Annotated in this window: 16 protein-coding genes; 11 read left to right on the top strand and 5 right to left on the bottom strand. The window is 68.9% G+C overall.

The features are described 5' to 3' along the window. The first annotated feature begins 5 nt into the window (after positions 1-5). From EIP85_RS09865 to EIP85_RS09830, 8 genes are all read left to right on the top strand, one after another. Positions 6-497 (top strand): DUF6446 family protein, encoded by a 492-nt coding sequence (locus EIP85_RS09865; protein WP_127902021.1) that lies wholly within the window; start codon positions 6-8, stop codon positions 495-497. Between the two features lie 3 nt (positions 498-500). Further along, the gene (glyS, locus tag EIP85_RS09860; protein WP_127902020.1) at positions 501-2,687 is read left to right on the top strand and encodes a glycine--tRNA ligase subunit beta; all 2,187 of its coding nucleotides are present in this window, start codon (positions 501-503) and stop codon (positions 2,685-2,687) included. Positions 2,688-2,831: 144 nt separating this feature from the next. Further along, positions 2,832-5,396, top strand: a complete 2,565-nt coding sequence (gene ppdK, locus EIP85_RS09855) for a pyruvate, phosphate dikinase (protein ID WP_127902019.1) — start codon at positions 2,832-2,834, stop codon at positions 5,394-5,396. Between the two features lie 262 nt (positions 5,397-5,658). Beyond that, positions 5,659-6,276, top strand: coding sequence for a cell wall hydrolase (locus EIP85_RS09850; protein ID WP_338325347.1), 618 nt, complete (start codon positions 5,659-5,661; stop codon positions 6,274-6,276). A 144-nt stretch (positions 6,277-6,420) separates the two neighbouring features. Further along, positions 6,421-7,338 (top strand): dihydroneopterin aldolase, encoded by a 918-nt coding sequence (locus tag EIP85_RS09845; RefSeq protein WP_127902017.1) that lies wholly within the window; start codon positions 6,421-6,423, stop codon positions 7,336-7,338. A gap of 81 nt (positions 7,339-7,419) precedes the next feature. Beyond that, positions 7,420-8,436, top strand: coding sequence for a dihydropteroate synthase (gene folP, locus EIP85_RS09840; RefSeq protein ID WP_127902016.1), 1,017 nt, complete (start codon positions 7,420-7,422; stop codon positions 8,434-8,436). After that, positions 8,433-9,776: a phosphoglucosamine mutase gene (gene glmM, locus EIP85_RS09835; RefSeq protein WP_127902015.1), complete on the top strand. Its 1,344-nt coding sequence runs from the start codon at positions 8,433-8,435 to the stop codon at positions 9,774-9,776. Before folP ends, glmM begins: the two co-directional genes overlap by 4 nt. Before the next feature lie 127 nt (positions 9,777-9,903). Beyond that, complete coding sequence (locus tag EIP85_RS09830) at positions 9,904-10,485, top strand: hypothetical protein (protein ID WP_127902014.1); 582 nt, start codon at positions 9,904-9,906, stop codon at positions 10,483-10,485. 129 nt (positions 10,486-10,614) lie between these two features. On the opposite strand, the gene EIP85_RS09825 is transcribed toward EIP85_RS09830, so the two are convergent. Both EIP85_RS09825 and ilvC read right to left on the bottom strand, forming a co-directional pair. Then, positions 10,615-11,913 (bottom strand): malonyl-CoA decarboxylase, encoded by a 1,299-nt coding sequence (locus EIP85_RS09825; RefSeq protein ID WP_241559945.1) that lies wholly within the window; start codon positions 11,911-11,913, stop codon positions 10,615-10,617. Between the two features lie 154 nt (positions 11,914-12,067). Next, positions 12,068-13,090 carry a ketol-acid reductoisomerase gene (gene ilvC / locus EIP85_RS09820; RefSeq protein WP_127902013.1) on the bottom strand — a complete coding sequence of 341 codons (1,023 nt, stop codon included), beginning with the start codon at positions 13,088-13,090 and terminating at the stop codon, positions 12,068-12,070. 132 nt (positions 13,091-13,222) lie between these two features. Between ilvC and EIP85_RS09815 the strand changes: the two genes are divergently transcribed. The 3 genes from EIP85_RS09815 (at position 13,223) to EIP85_RS09805 (ending at position 15,498) form a co-directional block, all read left to right on the top strand. After that, positions 13,223-13,681 carry an Lrp/AsnC family transcriptional regulator gene (locus tag EIP85_RS09815; protein ID WP_127902012.1) on the top strand — a complete coding sequence of 153 codons (459 nt, stop codon included), beginning with the start codon at positions 13,223-13,225 and terminating at the stop codon, positions 13,679-13,681. After that, positions 13,678-14,136, top strand: coding sequence for an Lrp/AsnC family transcriptional regulator (locus EIP85_RS09810; RefSeq protein WP_127902011.1), 459 nt, complete (start codon positions 13,678-13,680; stop codon positions 14,134-14,136). The genes EIP85_RS09815 and EIP85_RS09810 overlap by 4 nt, the downstream gene beginning before the upstream one ends. A 234-nt stretch (positions 14,137-14,370) precedes the next feature. Then, positions 14,371-15,498 carry an aminotransferase class V-fold PLP-dependent enzyme gene (locus tag EIP85_RS09805; protein ID WP_127902010.1) on the top strand — a complete coding sequence of 376 codons (1,128 nt, stop codon included), beginning with the start codon at positions 14,371-14,373 and terminating at the stop codon, positions 15,496-15,498. A gap of 101 nt (positions 15,499-15,599) precedes the next feature. Here EIP85_RS09805 and EIP85_RS09800 read toward each other — a convergent pair whose 3' ends face one another. The 3 genes from EIP85_RS09800 to EIP85_RS09790 form a co-directional block, all read right to left on the bottom strand. Next, a complete protein-coding gene (locus tag EIP85_RS09800; protein WP_127902009.1) occupies positions 15,600-16,799 on the bottom strand; it encodes a UbiH/UbiF family hydroxylase in 1,200 nt (399 codons plus the stop codon). 63 nt (positions 16,800-16,862) lie between these two features. Continuing rightward, positions 16,863-17,099, bottom strand: a complete 237-nt coding sequence (locus EIP85_RS09795; protein WP_127902008.1) for a hypothetical protein — start codon at positions 17,097-17,099, stop codon at positions 16,863-16,865. 124 nt (positions 17,100-17,223) lie between these two features. Then, positions 17,224-17,868: a pyrimidine 5'-nucleotidase gene (locus EIP85_RS09790; RefSeq protein ID WP_127902007.1), complete on the bottom strand. Its 645-nt coding sequence runs from the start codon at positions 17,866-17,868 to the stop codon at positions 17,224-17,226. Positions 17,869-17,912 lie beyond the last annotated feature (44 nt).

Below are 17,912 nucleotides of genomic sequence, written 5' to 3'. Positions count from 1 at the left end.
GCGGCATGAAAGGCAAATACGTGGCTGGCGGGCTGGTGGGCTTCACGCTGATCTTCGGCGCCGCGCTCTACTACGCCAACCAATACGCCTATTATCGCAAGGTCAGCCTTGGCCCCGAGCTTGCCATGACGCTGGTGCCGAAGGCCGGCGGCGCGCCGGTGCCGCTTTCGGTGGCGGATTTCCAGGGGATCGACGCCTCCTCCTCTCCCATCCGGTTCCGCGCCTGTTTCACCACCGCCATGCCGCTGGACGAGATCGCCGCCCGCTTCACGCCCTACAAGGGGGCCGAGCCCCTGCTGGCGCCGCACTGGTTCGGCTGCTTCAATGCCAAGGCGATCAGCCTGGCGCTGAAGGCGGGCCGGGCGCAGGCCTTCCTGTCGCGCCGCCGCGTCGCCAAGGACGTCGACCGGATCATCACCGTCTTTCCGGATGGCCGCGCCTTTGCCTGGCAGCAGCTCGACCCGTCCGTTCCCCAAGATACCTCCATGGTGGAGTAACCCATGCCCGACCTGCTGATCGAACTCTTCTCCGAGGAAATCCCCGCCCGCATGCAGCCGCGGGCGCGCGAGGATCTGAAGAAGCTGATGACCGATGGCCTGGTCGAGGCGGGTCTGACCTATGGACATGCCGAGGCGTTCTCCACCCCGCGCCGGCTGGTGCTGGCGATCGAGGGGTTGACGGCGGAAAGCCCGACCCTGCGTGAAGAGCGCCGCGGCCCGCGCGCCGACGCGCCCGCGCAGGCGATCGAGGGGTTCCTGCGCTCCACCGGCCTCTCCCGCGACCAGCTGGAGGAGCGCGAGGAGAAGAAGGGCGCCATGCTTTACGCCGTGATCGAACGCCCCGGCCGCAAGGCACCGGAGATCGTGGCCGAGGTGCTGGAGCGCACCATCCGGGCCTTCCCCTGGCCGAAGGCGATGCGCTGGAGCACCGGCAGCCTGCGCTGGGTGCGGCCACTGCATTCGATCCTCTGCCTGCTGACGACCGATGCGGGGGCCGAGGTGGTGCCGCTGGAGGTCGACGGCATCGCCGCCGGTGCGACCACGCGCGGCCACCGCTTCATGGCGCCGGACGCCTTCACCGTCTCCTCCTTCGAGGATTACGCGGCCAAGCTGAAGGCGGCCAAGGTGATCCTGGACCCGGCCGAACGTGAGGCTGCGATCTGGCACGAGGCGACCACCCAGGCCTTCGCCCAGGGCTGCGAGCTGGTCGAGGACAAGGGCCTGCTGACCGAGATCGCGGGGCTGGTCGAATGGCCTGTCGTCCTGATGGGCGGGATCGGCGAGGCTTTCCTCGGCCTGCCCGCGGAGGTGCTGCAGACCTCGATGAAGGAGCACCAGAAGTTCTTCTCTGTCCGCAATCCGAAGACCGGGCGGATCGAGAAATTCGTCACCGTCGCCAACCGCGAGACGGTGGACCACGGTGCGACCATCCTCGCCGGGAACCTCAAGGTGCTCTCGGCCCGGCTCTCCGATGCGCGGTTCTTCTGGGAGAATGACCTGCGCACGGTGAAATCCGTGGGGCTGGAGGGCATGGGCGCGGGGCTCTCCGACGTGACCTTCCACAACAAGTTGGGCTCGGTGGCGGACAAGATCGCCCGCATCGCCGCGCTGGCGCGCGAGATCGCGCCGCTGGTGGGTGCCGGCCCGGACCTGGCGGCTGAGGCCGCGCGGGTGGTGAAGTCCGACCTGCGGAGCGAGATGGTCGGCGAATTCCCCGAGCTTCAAGGCATCATGGGCGGCTATTACGCCCGCGCCGAGGGCCTGCCGGAGGCGGTCGCCGAAGCGTGCAAGTCGCATTACCAGCCGCTCGGGCCGTCCGACGAGGTCCCGGCCGAGGCGGTCGGCATGGCCGTGGCGCTGGCCGACAAGATCGACACGCTTGCGGGTTTCTGGGCCATCGACGAGAAGCCCACCGGATCGAAGGACCCCTTCGCGCTGCGCCGCGCGGCGCTGGGGGTGATCCGCATCGCGGTGGAGAACGGGCTGCGCTTCGGGCTTGCCGGGATCGCCGAGCGTGCGATCGCGCGGGCCCGCCCCGGCGCGCCTGCGCCTGCGGCGCAACGCTCCGACATGGTGGTGGCCGAACAGGTCGCGGCGCTGCACGAACAGCATCTGGCCGAGACAGCCGCCGATGCGCCCGAAGGGTCGGGCGCCGAGGTGGCGGCAAGCCTTCTGGCCTTCTTCCACGACCGGCTGAAGGTCCACCTGCGCGACCAGGGCATCCGGCATGACGTGATCGACGCCTGCCTTGCCATGCCCGGCAACGACGATCTCGCCCTGCTGGTCAAGCGGGCGGAGGCACTGGCGGCCTTCCTTGCCACCGACGATGGCGTCAACCTGCTGCAGGGTTTCAAGCGCGCCAACAACATCCTGACGCAGGCGGAGGAGAAGGACGGGGTGGAATACAGCTTCGGCGCCGATCCGAAGTTTGCCGAGGACGACAGCGAACGGGCGCTTTTCGCCGCGCTCGACGCGGGCGAGGCGGCGATCGCACCCGCGATGGCGGCAGAGAATTTCCCCGCCGCCATGGCCGCGATGGCGGCGCTCCGCGCCCCGATCGACGCCTTCTTCGAGGCCGTCCAGATCAACACCGACAACCAGATCGTCCGCCGCAACCGTCTGAACCTGCTCAGCCGGATCCGCACGATCTGCCTGCAGGTCGCGGACCTGACCAGGCTGGAAGGCTGACGCCCTTTCATCCGGGCTGACCTGACTTCCGGAAGCGCGGGGGGCTGTCTGCCACCCGCGTTTTCGGCCGCTTGAGGGGCGATTCGCCTCCGTGCTTGCGCCGCGGCAATGTGAGAGTATCCTGCGCCCCAAGGAGACGCCGCAGTGCAGAAACTCACGCCCATCGCCGAGATTGCCGAGATCACGCCCACGGCGTCGATCAGCCGTGCGCGCCATGGCTGGCGGGCGAAATGCCTACAGCGGCTCATCCGGCTGGAGCTGCCGGTGCCGCAGACGGTGGCGCTTTCGGCGGCGGCTGTGCGGGCGATCGCGGCCGGGCAGCTGCCCGACAGCGCCGGTATCCTTGGCCATTTCGGCGCAGATGCGCTGGTCTCCGTCCGCCCCTCGCCGGAGGAGCCGGAATGGGGCGGGCCGGGCACGATCCTGAACATCGGGCTGAACGACGCGCGCCACGCCCAGCTTTGCGAAACCCATGGCGAGGCGGCGGCGACGGCGATCTACCTTCGCTTCGTGCAGGCCTATGCCACGCATGTCGCCCGGCTCGACCCGGAGGCCTTCGCCGGCACCGAGGCCTCGCCCGAGGCGCTGGCCGCCGCGCTCGCCGCCTATGAACGCGAGATGGACGAGCCGTTTCCGCAGGATCCCGTCCGCCAGCTTTCCGAGGTGCTGCGTTCGATGGCGCGGGCGTGGGAGGGGACCTCGGCCCGGCTTCTGCGGCAGGTGAAGGGGGCGCCGCCCGAGGCGGGCCTCGGCCTCGTGGTGCAGGAGATGGCGCTGGGCCACGGACCGGGGATCAGCGGTTCCGGCGTGATCCAGTTCGTCGACCCGGTGACCGGGCGGCCGCAGGTGACGGGCCGCTACCTGGGCCAGAGCCAGGGGCGCGACGCGCTTTCCGGGCCCGAGGCGCTTTATCTCACCCGCGACAGCCGCGGCCCCTCGCTGGAGGAGGCGGCGCCGGAGATCTTCGCCGAGCTGATCCGCTTCGGCGCGATCTGCCGCAAGCGGCTGCGCGAGGAGATGCAGATCGATTTCACGCTGGAATCAGGCACGCTGAGGGTGCTTGACGCGGTAAAGGTCGCCCGATCCTCGCGTGCCGAGGTCCGCATCGCGGTGGCGCTGGCCGAGGACGGGGTGATCCAGCCGGAGGAGGCGGTGCTTCGGGTCGAGCCGCGGGCACTTTCCGAACTGCTTCACCGCCAGGTCGACCCGCGGGGCCCGCGCGACCGGATCGCGCGCGGCATCGCGGCAAGCCCGGGGGCGGCGCAGGGGCGGATCGTCTTCACCTCGGATGCCGCGCAGGCCTCTGCCGCGCGGGGCGAGCCCTGCGTGCTGGTGCGGCGCGAGACGGCGCCGGAGGATATCCGCGGGATGCATGCCGCCGCGGCCGTGCTGACGGAGCGGGGCGGGATGACCAGCCATGCCGCGGTGATCGCCCGCGGCCTTGGCCTGCCCTGCGTCGTGGGCGCTTCCGACCTGCGCATCAGCGCGCGGGAAAGGACGCTGACGGTTGCCGGCCGGGTGTTCCGCGAAGGCGATGTGATCACGGTGGACGGCACCCGGGGCGAGGCGCTGGCAGGCGCGGCGGAAATGCTGGAGCCGGCGCTGGACGAGGCGTTCCAGACGCTGCTGCACTGGGCCGACGCGGTGCGCGACATCGGCATCCGCGCCAATGCCGACACGCCGGGCGACGCCGCCACCGCGCGGCGATTCGAGGCGGAGGGGATCGGCCTCTGCCGGACCGAGCACATGTTCTTCGAGGAAGACCGGCTCACGGTGATGCGCGAGATGATCTTCGCCGACAGCCCGGAGGACCGGGCCGCCGCGCTGGACCGCCTTTTGCCCATGCAGCGGGCGGATTTCGTCCGCCTGTTCGAGATCATGCAGGGCAAGCCGGTCTGCATCCGCCTGTTCGACCCGCCCCTGCACGAATTTCTGCCGCAGGGTCGCGAGGCGCAGCGCGAACTGGCCGAGGCGCTGGACAAGCCGCTTTCGGACATCATTCGCCGGGCCGATGCGCTTTCCGAGGTGAACCCGATGCTGGGGATGCGCGGCGTGCGGCTCGGCATCACCATCCCCGAGATCTACGAGATGCAGGCCCGCGCCATCTTCGAGGCGACGGTGGAGGTCAATCGTCGCGGCGCGCCGGTGGTGCCGGAGGTGATGATCCCGCTCGTCTCTGCCCGGCGCGAGGTGGAACTGGTGAAGAACCGCGTCGATGCGGTGGCCGCCGCCGTGCGCACTCATGCGGGCGTGGCCTTCGATTACCGCCTTGGCGTAATGGTGGAGACGCCGCGCGCGGCGCTGCGCGCCGGAGAGATCGCCCAGCACGCGGCGTTCCTGTCCTTCGGCACCAACGACCTGACGCAGATGACCTACGGCCTTTCGCGCGACGACGCCGGACGGTTCATGAACACCTATGTGCAGCAGGGCGTCTATCCCGAGGATCCGTTCCATATCCTCGACGTCGACGGGGTGGGGGAACTTCTGCTGATCGCGGCGGAGCGGGGGCGCGAGACTCGGCCGAATCTCACGCTTTCGATCTGCGGCGAGCACGGCGGGAACCCCGAATCAATCGCCTTCTGCCGCTCTGCCGGGTACGACTACGTCAGCTGCTCGCCCTTTCGCGTTCCGGTTGCAAGACTGGCCGCGGCGCATCTCGCCTTGCAGGAGGCGCGGGGTGGCCCAGAAAATGACACAAATTCAAGGTGATAGCGAAACGCTATTTTCTTGACTTTTTTGTTTCCCGAATCGACACAATTCTCGATTCGCGGATTTCCGCCGATTACTGTTGCATTTATGCCACATAAATAGACAGGTTGAACATTTTCCGATACCCGATCCGACGGTCCGGTCCTTGGGGGGAGCCGGGCATGCAGGAATCGGGAATAAAAAAATGCGCTTTCTTAAGCTTTGCGCAGGCTGCCTTGTGTTTTGTGCTCTTCTGAGCGGCGCTGCCTATGCTGATGCATCCGTGGGACCCCAGAACGACCCGGGCGCCTCTGTCGACAGCCGACTGTCCAAACTTCTGGGCGAGGAGCGGGCCTCCTTCACCGAAGTCTCGCCGGATCGCATCGCTGCGATCACCACGCCGCCCGTGAAGGGCTACGAGACTGCGCTGCAGGCGATCCAGTATTCCGACGCCTGGCTCGGCGAGCTGCCTCAGGCGTCTGGCGGCAAGCAATGGACCTGCCTCGCCAAGGCGATCTACTTCGAGGCGCGCGGCGAATCGGTGAAGGGCGAGTTCGCCGTGGCCGAGGTGATCGCGAACCGGGTCGACTCCTCCTACTTCCCCGACAATTTCTGTGCCGTGGTCCATCAGGGCGACGAGCGTCGTGACGCCTGCCAGTTCAGCTATGCCTGCGACGGCCGGCCCGACACGATCCACGAACAGGCGGCCTTCGAGAAGGCCGGCAAGATCGCCAAGCTGATCATGGAGGGCGCGCCGCGCACTCTGACCGACGGGGCGACCTATTTCCACACCGTCTGGGTGCATCCGCCGTGGTCCCACCAGTTCCAGGAAACCGCGGAGATCGGTGCCCATGTCTTCTACCGAAACCCGGTGGAGCCGGTGCAGGTGGCCGCGAACTGACCCACCTGCCGAGGGCCGCGGGGCGCCCGGTTCCGGCGCGCGAGGTCGCATCCGGGCAAGGAATGGCCGCACCCATCCATGGTGCGACCGCCGCCCCCGCACTATAACCCGCCTGTGGGCAGCCGTTTTGCCCGAGGGAAGATGATGACGTCCGATATCCGCCTTGCCTTCGCGCATCCCGAGGAACGCGCGGAGGCCACCGCCGGCACCGATCCGCGCGACCGTATCTCGCTGCGCGATCATGTGGTGGAGGTGGAGATCGGAGCCTTCCAGGCCGAGCGCGGCCACCGCCAGCGAATCCGTTTCGACATCGCCGTGGAGGTCCGCCCGAACGCCGGGCCGATCGACGACGACGTCGACCGCATCCTGTCCTACGACCGGCTGACCGAGGCGATCGCGGCCGAGCTTGCAGCCGAACGCCTGAACCTGCTGGAGACGCTGGCCGAACGCGTCGCCGAGCGCATCCTAGGCGAGCCGCGCGCGATGCGGGTCTTCGTGCGGATCGAGAAGCTCGACCGCGGCCCCGGCGCCCTGGGGGTGGAGATCGTCCGTTCCCGCGCGGAACGGCCGCTGCAGCGGCTGGAGGCCGACGGATCCGAAGCCGCGCTGCATCCGCTGGTCGCCTATCTCGACAATGCCGCCATCGCCGCGCCGGACCTTTCCGCCCGGCTTGACGCGCTGGAGGCGCGCGGGTTGCCGGTGATCCTCTCCGTCGGCCTGCCGGAGGGCGAGACGCGCCCCAGTTCGGCGGTGAAGCCGGCGCAGCGGCGGATCGACCTGCTGGCGATCGAACAGAACGCCTGGGTGCTTGCGGGCCGCGACCCGCGCTGCGTGGTCGTGGCGACGCGGACGGAGATCGACTGGGCCATGCGGCATGGCCAGATGGTGGTCTGGGCGCCCTCGAAGCTGGTGCTCGACGCGGTGGACGGGCCGGGCTCGCGCGCGCCGGTGGCGATGGCGCTGTGGCTGGCCGAGACACTGGCCGCCGACCGGCTGGTCGTTCACGGCTCTGTTTCGGTTCCGGCGGGAAGCCGCGTCCCGGTCGAGCGCGCGACCGCCTGAGCCTTGCCAAGCCCGCCCCGGGGGGCCTAGAGCGGGGCCAAAGTTGGCCAAAGAACGGCCAAGGCAGGACACGGGCAACGCATGACATATTTCCGGCCTATCGCCATGACCGATCCGGCGCGCCCCGCGGATGCGCTGCGCCTGGCCGGCGGGTGGTGCTGGTTCGACCGGGTCGAGGCGATCGAGCGTGGCGGCGCCCGTCGGGTGATCCCGGCTTCGGACCTGCCGGCGGATGTCCGCGACCGCCTTACCGCCCCGCGCGCCCCGGTCTGCGGGTTGTCGATGGACCATCCGCGGATCATGGGCATTCTCAACGTGACACCCGACAGCTTTTCTGATGGCGGCGCCCATTTCGGCGTGGACGCGGCGGTGTCCCATGCGCGCGAGATGCTGGTGGCGGGGGCGGAGATCCTTGATATCGGCGGCGAAAGCACTCGGCCCGGCGCGACCGAGGTGCCCGTGGCCGAAGAAATCGCCCGGGTTGCCCCGGCAATCACCGCGCTCAGGGCGGCCGGAGAGGGCGCGCCGATCTCCGTCGACACCCGAAAGGCGGCGGTGGCGGAGGCGGCGCTCGCGGCCGGTGCGGGCTATGTCAACGACGTCTCCGCCATGGTCTTCGACCCGGCGATGGCGGCGCTCGTCGCCCGCGCGGGCGCAGAGATCTGCCTGATGCACGCACAGGGCCTGCCCGAGACGATGCAGGCCGATCCGCGCTATGACGATGTGCTGCTTGACGTCTACGACGGGCTTTCCGAGCGGCTTGCGGCGGCGGAGGCGGCCGGCATCGACCGCGCGCGGATCACCCTCGACCCCGGCATCGGCTTCGGCAAGCGGCTGGAGCACAACCTTGCCCTGATCCGCGGGCTGTCGCTGTTCCACGGGCTGGGCTGCGCGGTGTTGCTTGGCGTTTCGCGCAAGCGTTTCATCGGCACTATCGGCGGGGCAGAGAAGGCGACGGACCGGGCGCCAGGCTCCGTCGCCATGGCGCTGGCGGGGCTGGCGCAGGGGATCCAGATTTTCCGGGTACATGATATTGTGGAGACGCGGCAGGCGATGCGGCTTTGGCAGCGCGCTGTGGCGGGACAGGAGTTGCGATGACCAAGAAATTGTTCGGAACCGACGGCGTGCGCGGCCGCGCCAACAGCCACCCGATGACGGCGGAGATGGCGCTGCGCCTGGGCGCGGCGGCGGGCGAACATTTCCGCGGCGACGGCCTGAACGGCCACCGTGTGGTGATCGGCAAGGACACCCGCCGCTCTGGCTACATGCTGGAGACGGCGCTGACGGCGGGGCTGACCTCGACGGGGATGAACGTGCTGCTGCTCGGCCCGGTGCCGACGCCGGCGGTGGGCTATCTCACCCGCTCCATGCGGGCGGATATGGGGATCATGATCTCTGCCTCCCACAACCCGTATTACGACAATGGAATCAAGTTCTTCGGTCCCGATGGCTTCAAGCTTTCGGACGATGCGGAGGCCGAGATCGAGGCGATCGCCGAGCGCGGCATCGCGCTTTCGGAGCCGGAGCATATCGGCTCTGCCCGCCGGATCGACGAGGCGCGGGGGCGCTACGTGGAATACGCCAAGACGACCTTCCCGCGGGGGCGGTCGCTGAGCGGGCTGAAGGTGGTGATCGATGCGGCCAACGGCGCGGCCTATCGCGCGGCGCCGGATGTGCTGTGGGAGCTGGGTGCCGAGGTCATCGAGGTCGGGGTAAAACCCAATGGTTTCAACATCAACGCCGACTGCGGCTCGACCCATCCGGAGGCCTGTGCCGCGAAGGTCGTGGAGGTCGGGGCGGATCTTGGCATCAGCCTCGATGGCGACGCGGACCGGGTGATGATCGTGGACGAGACCGGCAAGGTGGCCGACGGGGACCAGCTGATGGCGCTGTTCGCGTCTCGCTGGGCCGAGGACGGGCGGCTGCAGGAGAACGTGCTGGTCGCCACGGTGATGTCGAATCTCGGGCTGGAACAATACCTTGGCGGGCGTGGCATCCGGCTGGAGCGGACCCCGGTGGGCGACCGCTACGTGGTTGAGGCGATGCGGCGGGGGGGCTGGAACCTCGGGGGGGAGCAGTCGGGGCATATCGTCATGGCCGATTATGCGACCACCGGGGACGGCATTATCGCGGGGCTGCAATTCCTGGGCGAGATGGTGCGGACGGGGCGTAAGGCCTCGGAATTGGTACATAGTTTCGAGCGGGTGCCACAGCTTCTGCAGAACGTCCGCTACGGCGGGGGGAAGGAGCCGCTGCTGGCGCCGGAAGTGCTGGCCGTGATCGCGGATTCCGAGAAAAAGCTGAATGGAAACGGGCGGTTGCTGATCCGCAAGTCGGGGACGGAGCCGCTGGTGCGGGTGATGGCGGAGAGCACGGACGAGGGGCTGCTGGCCGAGGTCGTCGGCGCCATCGTGGCAGAGATCCAGGCGCGGGTGTGACGCCCGATGACTTGCGGCCCGATGCAGCGATTGCCCGCGCTCAATGATGCGGGCGCGCTGATCGGGGTACGATTTAGCCATTGTCGCGATCCCTTGATCCTTGAGGGATGCGTTAATGGAGTGTGTGATGAATCGTGTTCTTCCTCTGCTTGCGTCGATCTCAACGACAATCCTTCTGGTCGGATGCGGGGCAAGCCAAGGGCCGCAAGAGGTCATTTATTCCTCGTCAGTGGATGGTCAGCTCGACGGCACCGGGACTTTCGGGGCGACCTTCCTTTTCGCAGTCAACGAACAGGACAGGGCGTTCTCCGGCGTCCTGCAGGGGTTCCGCTTCTCCAAGAAGGGTTTCGAACACCCTGTGGGGTCGATCCCGGTCAAAGGGACTATCGGTCGCGACGAGAAGGGAGAGATACTTCTCAAGGGCACGGGGACTGGGACCCTGTCTCAGGGCAAGAGCGCTCTCCAGCTCGAGTTCCAGATGGAAAGCTCCTACGTCGACCCGGACTTCACGACGGTGAGCGCCTGGTATTTCGGGGGCGGAAACTTCACCGTCAACGGTGATTACAAGGAATGGTCCAAGATTACCGGCACCTTCACAGCCAAGGAGGCGTGCAGGCCCAACCCGTACAAGGACTGCCGACTTCAGCCGGGGACGCCTGTTGCGACATCCGTGCCCACCGTCAGCTGGAACACCCGGGCGCATCCGTAGTTCGGGTTTGGATGTGTCGGCCGGGCTGACATCCGCCCCGCCCGGCGCCGGGCTGCGCCTGCCGTTCGTCGGACGTGTGCCGCACTGCTGGCGCGACGGGTTCTTTTCCCCTCGACCGACGGGGCGGCTCTACTTCGCTGCGCGTGCCAGCTTGTGGACCGCGGGGCTGGCGATCACTTCGCCGCGGGTGGCGAAGGCCTCGTGGTTCCGCTCGATGCTGTCGAGGTCGTAGAGGTAGTTCACCATCACGCCCCAGGCGCTTTGCAGGCCGCGGGGGCTCGGGTCGCCCGTCAGGTGGATGCGGTCGAGCCTCGCGCCGTTGCCGAGGTGGAAGCGGGCGACCGGGTCGCGGCTGCCCGCGCCCGGCGCGTCGGCGCCGGTCAGGTAGCGGGCGGCGAGGCGGGCGAGGGCCGGGTCCTGGCGGGCGGCCTCGTCTTCCGCCAGCCGCGGGATCAGGGCGCGCTGTGCGGGGGTGAGGGGGCTGTCGTCGCGGCCGGCCTCTGCCTCCGCCCAGGCGCGCAGGCCGGGGACGGGGGAGAGGGTGACGAAGGTGGTCAGCGTGTCGAAGTCGCGGCGCAGCTCCTCCACCACCTGCTTGATCAGGAAGTTGCCGAAGGAGATGCCGCGCAGCCCCTTCTGGCAGTTCGAGATGGAGTAGAAGACGGCCGTGGTCGCGGTCTCCGGCGCCAGGCGGGGGCGGTCCTCGGCCAGGATGCCTGTGATCGTGCCGGGGATCTCGCCTGTCAGCGCGACCTCGACGAAGATCAGGGGGTCGTGGCGCAGCGCGGGGTGGAAAAAGGCGTAGAGCCGCCGGTCGGGGGCTGCGACGCGGCGGCGGAGGTCGTCCCAGCCGCGGATCTCGTGCACGGCCTCGTAGGCGATGATCTTTTCGAGGATCTCGGCCGGGGTGGTCCAGTCGATGCGGCGCAGCTCGAGAAAGCCGCGGTTGAACCAGGAGGTGAAGAGGTGGCGGAAGTCGCCGTCGAGGGGGGCCAGTTCCGGCGCCTCGCGGAGAAGGGAGAGGAGGTCGGCGCGCAGGGCCACGAGGTCGGCGGTGCCGCCCGGCGTGCGGTTGAGGCGGCGGATGAGCTCCTGGCTCGCCGGTTCGGAGGCGGCGTGGAGGGTGCGGAGCGCCGCGGGGGTCGGGTTCTCCTGCACGGCGGCGAGGGCGGCCTTCAGGCGGGTCTCGTCCGGGCCGAAGCGGTTGAGGATGTCGGCCAGAAACGCACGCTTGGCGGGGCGGTCGAGGGCACGGGCGCGGTTGAGGACGGTGCGGGCGAGGGCGAGGCTGGTCGCTTCGCCGCGCCCGGCGACGAGGGCCGAGCAGAGATCGGCGAGCGGCGTGCGGTCGGACTGGGCCGAGAGACCGCGTCCGATGATGGCGACGCGGGTCAGAAGGTCGGCAAGGAAGCTGGGCGTCATGTCCATGGGCGGGGCTCCGGCAGGGTGGGAGCCCGGAGGGGCCGGGCGCAGGCAGTATGTGGGGCCGGGGCGGGGGTTGTCCAGCGGAGCGGGCGCACGGCCGCCCCAAGCCTTGGTGAGGGGGGAGGGGGCCGGGCGGCCCCCTCCGCTTTGGTGCGGATCAGTTCCGTGCCTTGTCGACCATGCGGCCGGCGGAGATCCAGGGCATCATGGCGCGGAGCTTTTCGCCCACGGCCTCGATCTGGTGCTCGTCGTTGCGGCGGCGGGTGGCCTTGAAGAACGGCTGGCCAACGGCGTTTTCCGCCATGAAGTTCGAGACGAACCGGCCGGACTGGATGTCCTCCAGCACTTCCTTCATCCGCGCCTTGGTTTCGGCATAGGGCAGGATGCGCGGGCCGGAGACGTATTCGCCGTATTCGGCGGTGTTCGAGATCGAGTAGTTCATGTTGGCGATGCCGCCTTCGTAGATCAGGTCCACGATCAGCTTCACCTCGTGGAGGCATTCGAAATAGGCCATCTCCGGCTCGTAGCCGGCTTCGACGAGGGTCTCGAAGCCCATGCGGATGAGTTCGACGAGGCCGCCGCAGAGGACCGCCTGCTCGCCGAAGAGGTCGGTTTCGCATTCCTGGCGGAAGTTGGTCTCGATGATGCCCGAACGGCCGCCGCCGATGCCGGCGCAGTAGGACAGGCCCAGCTCCATCGCCTTGCCGGAGGCGTCCTGGTGGACGGCGACGAGGCAGGGCACGCCGCCGCCCTTGACGAATTCGCCGCGCACGGTGTGGCCCGGGCCCTTGGGCGCCATCATGATGACGTCGACGCCGGGCTTCGGCTCGATCAGGCCGAAGTGGACGTTGAGGCCGTGGGCGAAGGCGATCGCGGCGCCCTCGCGCAGGTTGTCGTGGACGTATTTCTTGTAGGTGGCGGCCTGCAGTTCGTCCGGCATGGTGAACATGATCAGGTCGCACCAGGCGGCGGCCTCGGCGATGCCCATGACCTTGAGGCCCTCGGCCTCGGCCTTCTTGGCCGACGGCGAGCCTTCGCGCAGGGCGACGGCCACGTTCTTGGCGCCCGAATCGCGCAGGTTCAGGGCGTGGGCATGGCCTTGCGAGCCGTAGCCGAGGATGGCGACCTTCTTGTCCTTGATCAGGTTGATGTCGCAATCGCGATCGTAATAGACGCGCATCGGGCGCTTCCTTCTCTCTGGTTTCGCTGGCGGCAGGATAAGGCGTCTGGCGCGAGGCGGCGTTCAAAGTTTGCTCGATCTCACGATATGTGAGAAAGATCATAATCACAGAATGCCAGTTTCGAGAAATTCATGCAGATCGACGATATCGACCGGCGGATCCTGCGCCAGCTGATGGCGGAACCGGAGGCCGCGGTGGCGCGGCTGGCGGAGCGCGCGGGGCTGACGGCCGCGACCTGCTGGCGGCGGCTGGAACGGATGCGGGCCGGGGGCGTGCTGAAGGGCCAGGAGGCGGTGATCGACTGGCGCGCGCTTGGCTACGAGGTGGAAGTGAGCCTGCGTTTCACGCTGGACAAGACCGAGCCCCGGGCCTTCGACGAGTTCATCGCCGCCGCGCGGGAGGTGGCGGAGGTGATCGAGATCCAGACCTTCCTCGGCCGGGTCGACGTGCGGCTGGACCTCGTGGCGCGCGACATGGGGCATTACCAGGAGGTCTACCGCGACAAGATCCTCGCCCTGCCGCATATCGCCGATATCGAGGCGCTGATGCATGTGGCTGTCATCAAGGCCTCGGAGGCGCTGCCGATATGATCGCGCTGGACGAGGTGGACCGGGGGTTCCTGAAGGCGCTGACGGCGGATGCGACGCTGTCGGCGGGCGAGCTGGGCCGGCGTTTCGGGCTGAGCCAGCCGGCGGCCTGGCGGCGGCTTAAACGGCTGACGGATGCGGGCGCGATCCGGACCCGGCGGGTGGTGGTGGACCGCGAGGCGCTGGGCTTTTCGGTGACGGTGTTCCTGGGCGTGAAGCTTGCCACCAAGGGGCGGGTGAGCCTGGAGGATTTCGAACGGGCGGTGATCGCGATCCCCGAGGTGCAGTGGGTGCAGCACATCCTGGGGATCTACGACTACCGGCTGCGGGTCGTGGCGCGGGACCTGAGCGATTTCGAGCGGGTGCTGCGGCGGCGGATCATGACCCTGCCGGGACTGGGGCAGGTCGATGCCAACGTGCTTCTGAGCGAGGAACGCCGGCCGGGCCCGCTGGGATAGGCCCCCGGCGCGAAACAGCGGGCACAGCCCCTCCTGTCTGGGGCTAAGGGCTTTTATCTCGGAGAAAATAATGCCTGCGGGAGGCCCGGTGGCTGCCACGGGGCGCTCCGCGGGGAGTATTTGGGCCAGAGAAAAACAGGGGCCTTTTGCCGCGCCGGAGGTGGTGCGGATTTCGGGGTGAAATCCCGAGCGGGGCGGGCTATGTCCGAGGGGTGATCTGTCTTGGAGGACCCTATGGCCGCGCTGCGCGATGATGTCGACCCGGAAGGGCTGCAGGAATTTTCGGTGGTGTTCACCGACCGGTCGCTGAACCACATGTCGGCGAAGTTCCAGCAGGTGATGCGGGACATCTCGGAAATGCTGCGCGAGGTCTATGGCGCGGCCTCGGTCGCGCTGGTGCCCGGCGGCGGGACCTACGGGATGGAGGCGGTGGCGCGGCAGTTCGCCAGCGGCCGCCATGCCTTCGTTCTGCGCAATGGCTGGTTCTCCTATCGCTGGAGCCAGATCTTCGAGGCGGGCGGCTTCGCTTCCGAGGTCACGGTGATGAAGGCGCGGGCGTCGGGGAACGAGCCGCAGGCGCCCTTCGCGCCGGCGCCGATCGACGAGGTCGTGGCGCGCATCCATGACGTGAAGCCCGATGTCGTCTTCGCGCCGCATGTCGAGACGGCGGCGGGGGTGATCCTGCCGGACGACTACCTTAAGTCGATGGCGGAGGCGGCGCATGACGTGGGCGCGCTGTTCGTTCTGGACTGCATCGCCTCGGGCTGCATCTGGGTCGACATGAAGGCGGTGGGCGTGGACGTGCTGATCTCGGCCCCGCAGAAGGGGTGGAGCGCCTCGCCCTCGGCTGGGCTGGTGATGCTGTCGGACCGGGCGCGGGCGCGGATCGACGGAACGGCCTCGTCCAGCTTCGCGCTGGATCTGAAGAAATGGCTTTCGATCATGGAGGCCTATGAGAAGGGCGGGCATGCCTATCACGCGACCATGCCGACGGATGCGCTGGCGCGGTTCCGCGACACGATGGCGGAGACGCGCGACTATGGCTTCGACCGGCTGAAGCTGGCGCAATGGGCGCTGGGCGACGGAGTGCGGGCGATGCTGAAGCGCAAGGGCGTGCGGTCGGTCGCGGCGGAAGGCTTCGAGGCGCCAGGCGTGGTGGTGAGCTACACCGACAACCCGGAGATCCAGAGCGGCCGCGCGTTCCTGGCCAAGGGGATGCAGATCGCCGCCGGGGTGCCGCTGCAATGCGACGAGGGCGAGGCGTTCAAGACCTTCCGGATCGGGCTGTTCGGGCTCGACAAGCTCTATGACGTCGACGGAACGATCGGGCGGCTGCAGGCGGTGGTCGACGAGGTTCTCTGAGGCCTTTGGCCTCGGCCCGGAAGCAAGGCGCGTAGCGCCGCCGGGCCAGCGCCCGTCCGCCCGGACGGATGGGCGCGCCGGCCCTGCTCGGTGAAGGGCCTCTAGCGGACGCCGAGGCCGGCGCGCATCAGGGTGCGCCGGACCGGGGCCACGGAATAGAGCGCGTCGAGCGCCCTGGCGCGGGCGTCGCGCAGCGTCGGGGCGGCAATCATCGAGGCGCGGTTCAGGGCGTCGATGCCGGTGACGCGGGCCTGCACCTCGGCATGGCGGCGGCGGTGGTAGGTGTCGAGCATCGCCTGCGACCCGAGGCTTTCCGGGCTGGCGGTGGCAAGTGCCAGAAGCTCTCGCAGGTCGGCCAGCGACATGTTGAGGCCCTGCGCCCCGATCGGGGGAAGGACATGCGCGGCCTCGGCCAGGAGCGCGGTGCGCTCGGCCGACATGCGGGCGGCGACCTGGCTGATGATCGGCCAGACCGAGCGGCGCGTCAGCAGGGTCAGCGGGCCGAAGAGGTGGCAGGAGCGGTCGGACATCGCGGCCTCGAACTCCGGCACCGGGAGGGCAGCGAGGCGCAGCGCCTCTGGCCCGCGTTCCATCCAGACCACGGCCGAGCAGGGCAGGCCGCCCCTGTCGGGCAGGGGCACCAGCGTGAAGGGGCCGCCGGAGCGGTGGATCTCGGTCGAGACCTGGGCATGGGGGATCGGGTGGTTGACGGCGAAGGCCAGCGCCTTCTGGCCGTAGCGGAGCGTGCGCACCGGAATGTCGAGCGCCTCGCGCACTGGCGAGTTGCGCCCGTCGGCGGCGATGAGCAGCCGGGCCGAGACGCCGGTGCCGTCGGAGAGGGTCAAGAGGGCCTCCGCCGCGCGGGTCAGCACGCCCGCGGTGGCGAGGCCGGGGCGGAAGGATACATTCGGAAGCTCGGCAATGCGGGCGACCATCTCGCGCCGCAGGAGCCAGTTGGGGAGGTTCCAGCCGAAGGGGGCCTCTGAAATGTCGGAGGCGTCGAAATCCTTGACCACGCGCGGCTCGGGCGTGGGGCCGCCGGCATCGACGATGCGCATGATCTGCAGCGGCGCCGCGTGGGGTTCCAGCCGCGCCCAGAGGCCTGCGGCTTCCAGCACCGGGATCGAGGGCTGCAGGAACGCGGTCGTGCGCAGGTCGGCGCCATCGTCGGCGTCGGAGGTGACCGGGGGGGTCGGGTCGACGCAGATCACCTTGAAACCCGCGGCGCCGAAGGCGGCCGCCGCGGTGAGCCCGGCGACGCCGCCGCCGGAGATCAGGATATCGGTCGTTTCGCGTGCCATCGCACCCTCCGCATCATGCCCTGATCATAGGCCGCGGCGCGGGGGGCTGCCAGCCGCGATCGCTCAGCCGAGCGTGATCGCGATCAGCACCACGAACATCACCGGCACCAGGGCGAGCCCGGTCAGGCCGAGGGCAACGAGGCCCCAGGTCTTCACCGCCAGCACCACGCAGGTGAGCGCGATGACGAGGGCGTAGTAGATGTTCTCCTCGCCCTTTTCGGCGATGTCGCGGGCGATCCAGCCGATCACGGGGACGGCGTAGAAGGCGCGGCGGGCAAGGTTGGTGGTGGCGGTGCTCATGGAGGCTCCTTTCGCGGGACGCGCCCGGATAGGCGGGGCCGGGCCATCGCGGAAGGACGCAAGATGCCGCAGTGTGGCAATCTCACGCAGGCCCAGGCGCGGGGGCGGCGGGATCGCGCCGGGATCAGGCGGGAAGTCGGGCCAGGAAGCCTGCCAGGTCGTCGGTATGGTGGTGGATATGCGCGCCTTCGCCGCGCGCCGGGCCGACATGCACCGTCGTCATCCCCATCGCGTGGGGTTCGACGAGGTTGCGGGCGTCGTCCTCGAACATCGCGGCGGTGGCGGTTTCGGTCCCGTCGCGGGTGAAGACGGTCTCGAAGGCGGCGCGTTCGGGTTTCGGCAGGAAGCCCGCATGCTCCACCCCGTAGATCGCGTCGAAGAGGCCCTCGAGGCCGCGGGCGGCCAGCACCCGTTCGGCATAGGGCGCGCAGCCGTTGGTATAGACGATGCGGCGGCCCGGAAGCGCGCCGATGGCGGTGGCGAGCGCCGGGTCGGGCGAGAGGCGGTCGAGCGGGATGTCATGGACCTCGGTCAGGTAGGGGCCGGGATCGACGTCATGTTCCCGCATCAGCCCGGCAAGCGTGGTGCCGTAGCTTTTCCAGTAATGGGCGCGCAGCCGGTCGGCTTCGGCCGCGTCGACGGCAAGCGCGCGCATGACCCAGGCGGTCATGCGGACCTCGATCAGGTCGAAGAGCCGCGCCTCTGGCGGGTAGAGGGTGTTGTCGAGGTCGAAGACCCAGGTGCGGACGTCTGAGAAAGCGATTGGCATGGCGGCACGCTACGCGGGCGGGCAGGCGGCGGCAAGCGGGCTTG

Origin of the sequence: Solirhodobacter olei (assembly GCF_004010155.1) — a bacterium.
Taxonomy (GTDB): domain Bacteria; phylum Pseudomonadota; class Alphaproteobacteria; order Rhodobacterales; family Rhodobacteraceae; genus Solirhodobacter; species Solirhodobacter olei.
Note: the sequence above shows the minus strand (reverse complement) of the source record. Positions and strands in the feature narration are given on the sequence as shown.

Excerpts from the sequence above, each read along its gene's own strand:
- EIP85_RS09865 (WP_127902021.1), top strand. The coding sequence starts at position 6 with ATGAAAGGCAAATACGTGGCTGGCGGGCTGGTGGGCTTCACGCTGATC.
- glyS (WP_127902020.1), top strand. The coding sequence starts at position 501 with ATGCCCGACCTGCTGATCGAACTCTTCTCCGAGGAAATCCCCGCCCGC.
- EIP85_RS09845 (WP_127902017.1), top strand. The coding sequence starts at position 6,421 with ATGACGTCCGATATCCGCCTTGCCTTCGCGCATCCCGAGGAACGCGCG.
- folP (WP_127902016.1), top strand. The coding sequence starts at position 7,420 with ATGACATATTTCCGGCCTATCGCCATGACCGATCCGGCGCGCCCCGCG.
- glmM (WP_127902015.1), top strand. The coding sequence starts at position 8,433 with ATGACCAAGAAATTGTTCGGAACCGACGGCGTGCGCGGCCGCGCCAAC.
- EIP85_RS09830 (WP_127902014.1), top strand. The coding sequence starts at position 9,904 with ATGAATCGTGTTCTTCCTCTGCTTGCGTCGATCTCAACGACAATCCTT.
- EIP85_RS09825 (WP_241559945.1), bottom strand. The coding sequence starts at position 11,913 with ATGGACATGACGCCCAGCTTCCTTGCCGACCTTCTGACCCGCGTCGCC.
- ilvC (WP_127902013.1), bottom strand. The coding sequence starts at position 13,090 with ATGCGCGTCTATTACGATCGCGATTGCGACATCAACCTGATCAAGGAC.
- EIP85_RS09815 (WP_127902012.1), top strand. The coding sequence starts at position 13,223 with ATGCAGATCGACGATATCGACCGGCGGATCCTGCGCCAGCTGATGGCG.
- EIP85_RS09810 (WP_127902011.1), top strand. The coding sequence starts at position 13,678 with ATGATCGCGCTGGACGAGGTGGACCGGGGGTTCCTGAAGGCGCTGACG.
- EIP85_RS09805 (WP_127902010.1), top strand. The coding sequence starts at position 14,371 with ATGGCCGCGCTGCGCGATGATGTCGACCCGGAAGGGCTGCAGGAATTT.
- EIP85_RS09800 (WP_127902009.1), bottom strand. The coding sequence starts at position 16,799 with ATGGCACGCGAAACGACCGATATCCTGATCTCCGGCGGCGGCGTCGCC.
- EIP85_RS09795 (WP_127902008.1), bottom strand. The coding sequence starts at position 17,099 with ATGAGCACCGCCACCACCAACCTTGCCCGCCGCGCCTTCTACGCCGTC.
- EIP85_RS09790 (WP_127902007.1), bottom strand. The coding sequence starts at position 17,868 with ATGCCAATCGCTTTCTCAGACGTCCGCACCTGGGTCTTCGACCTCGAC.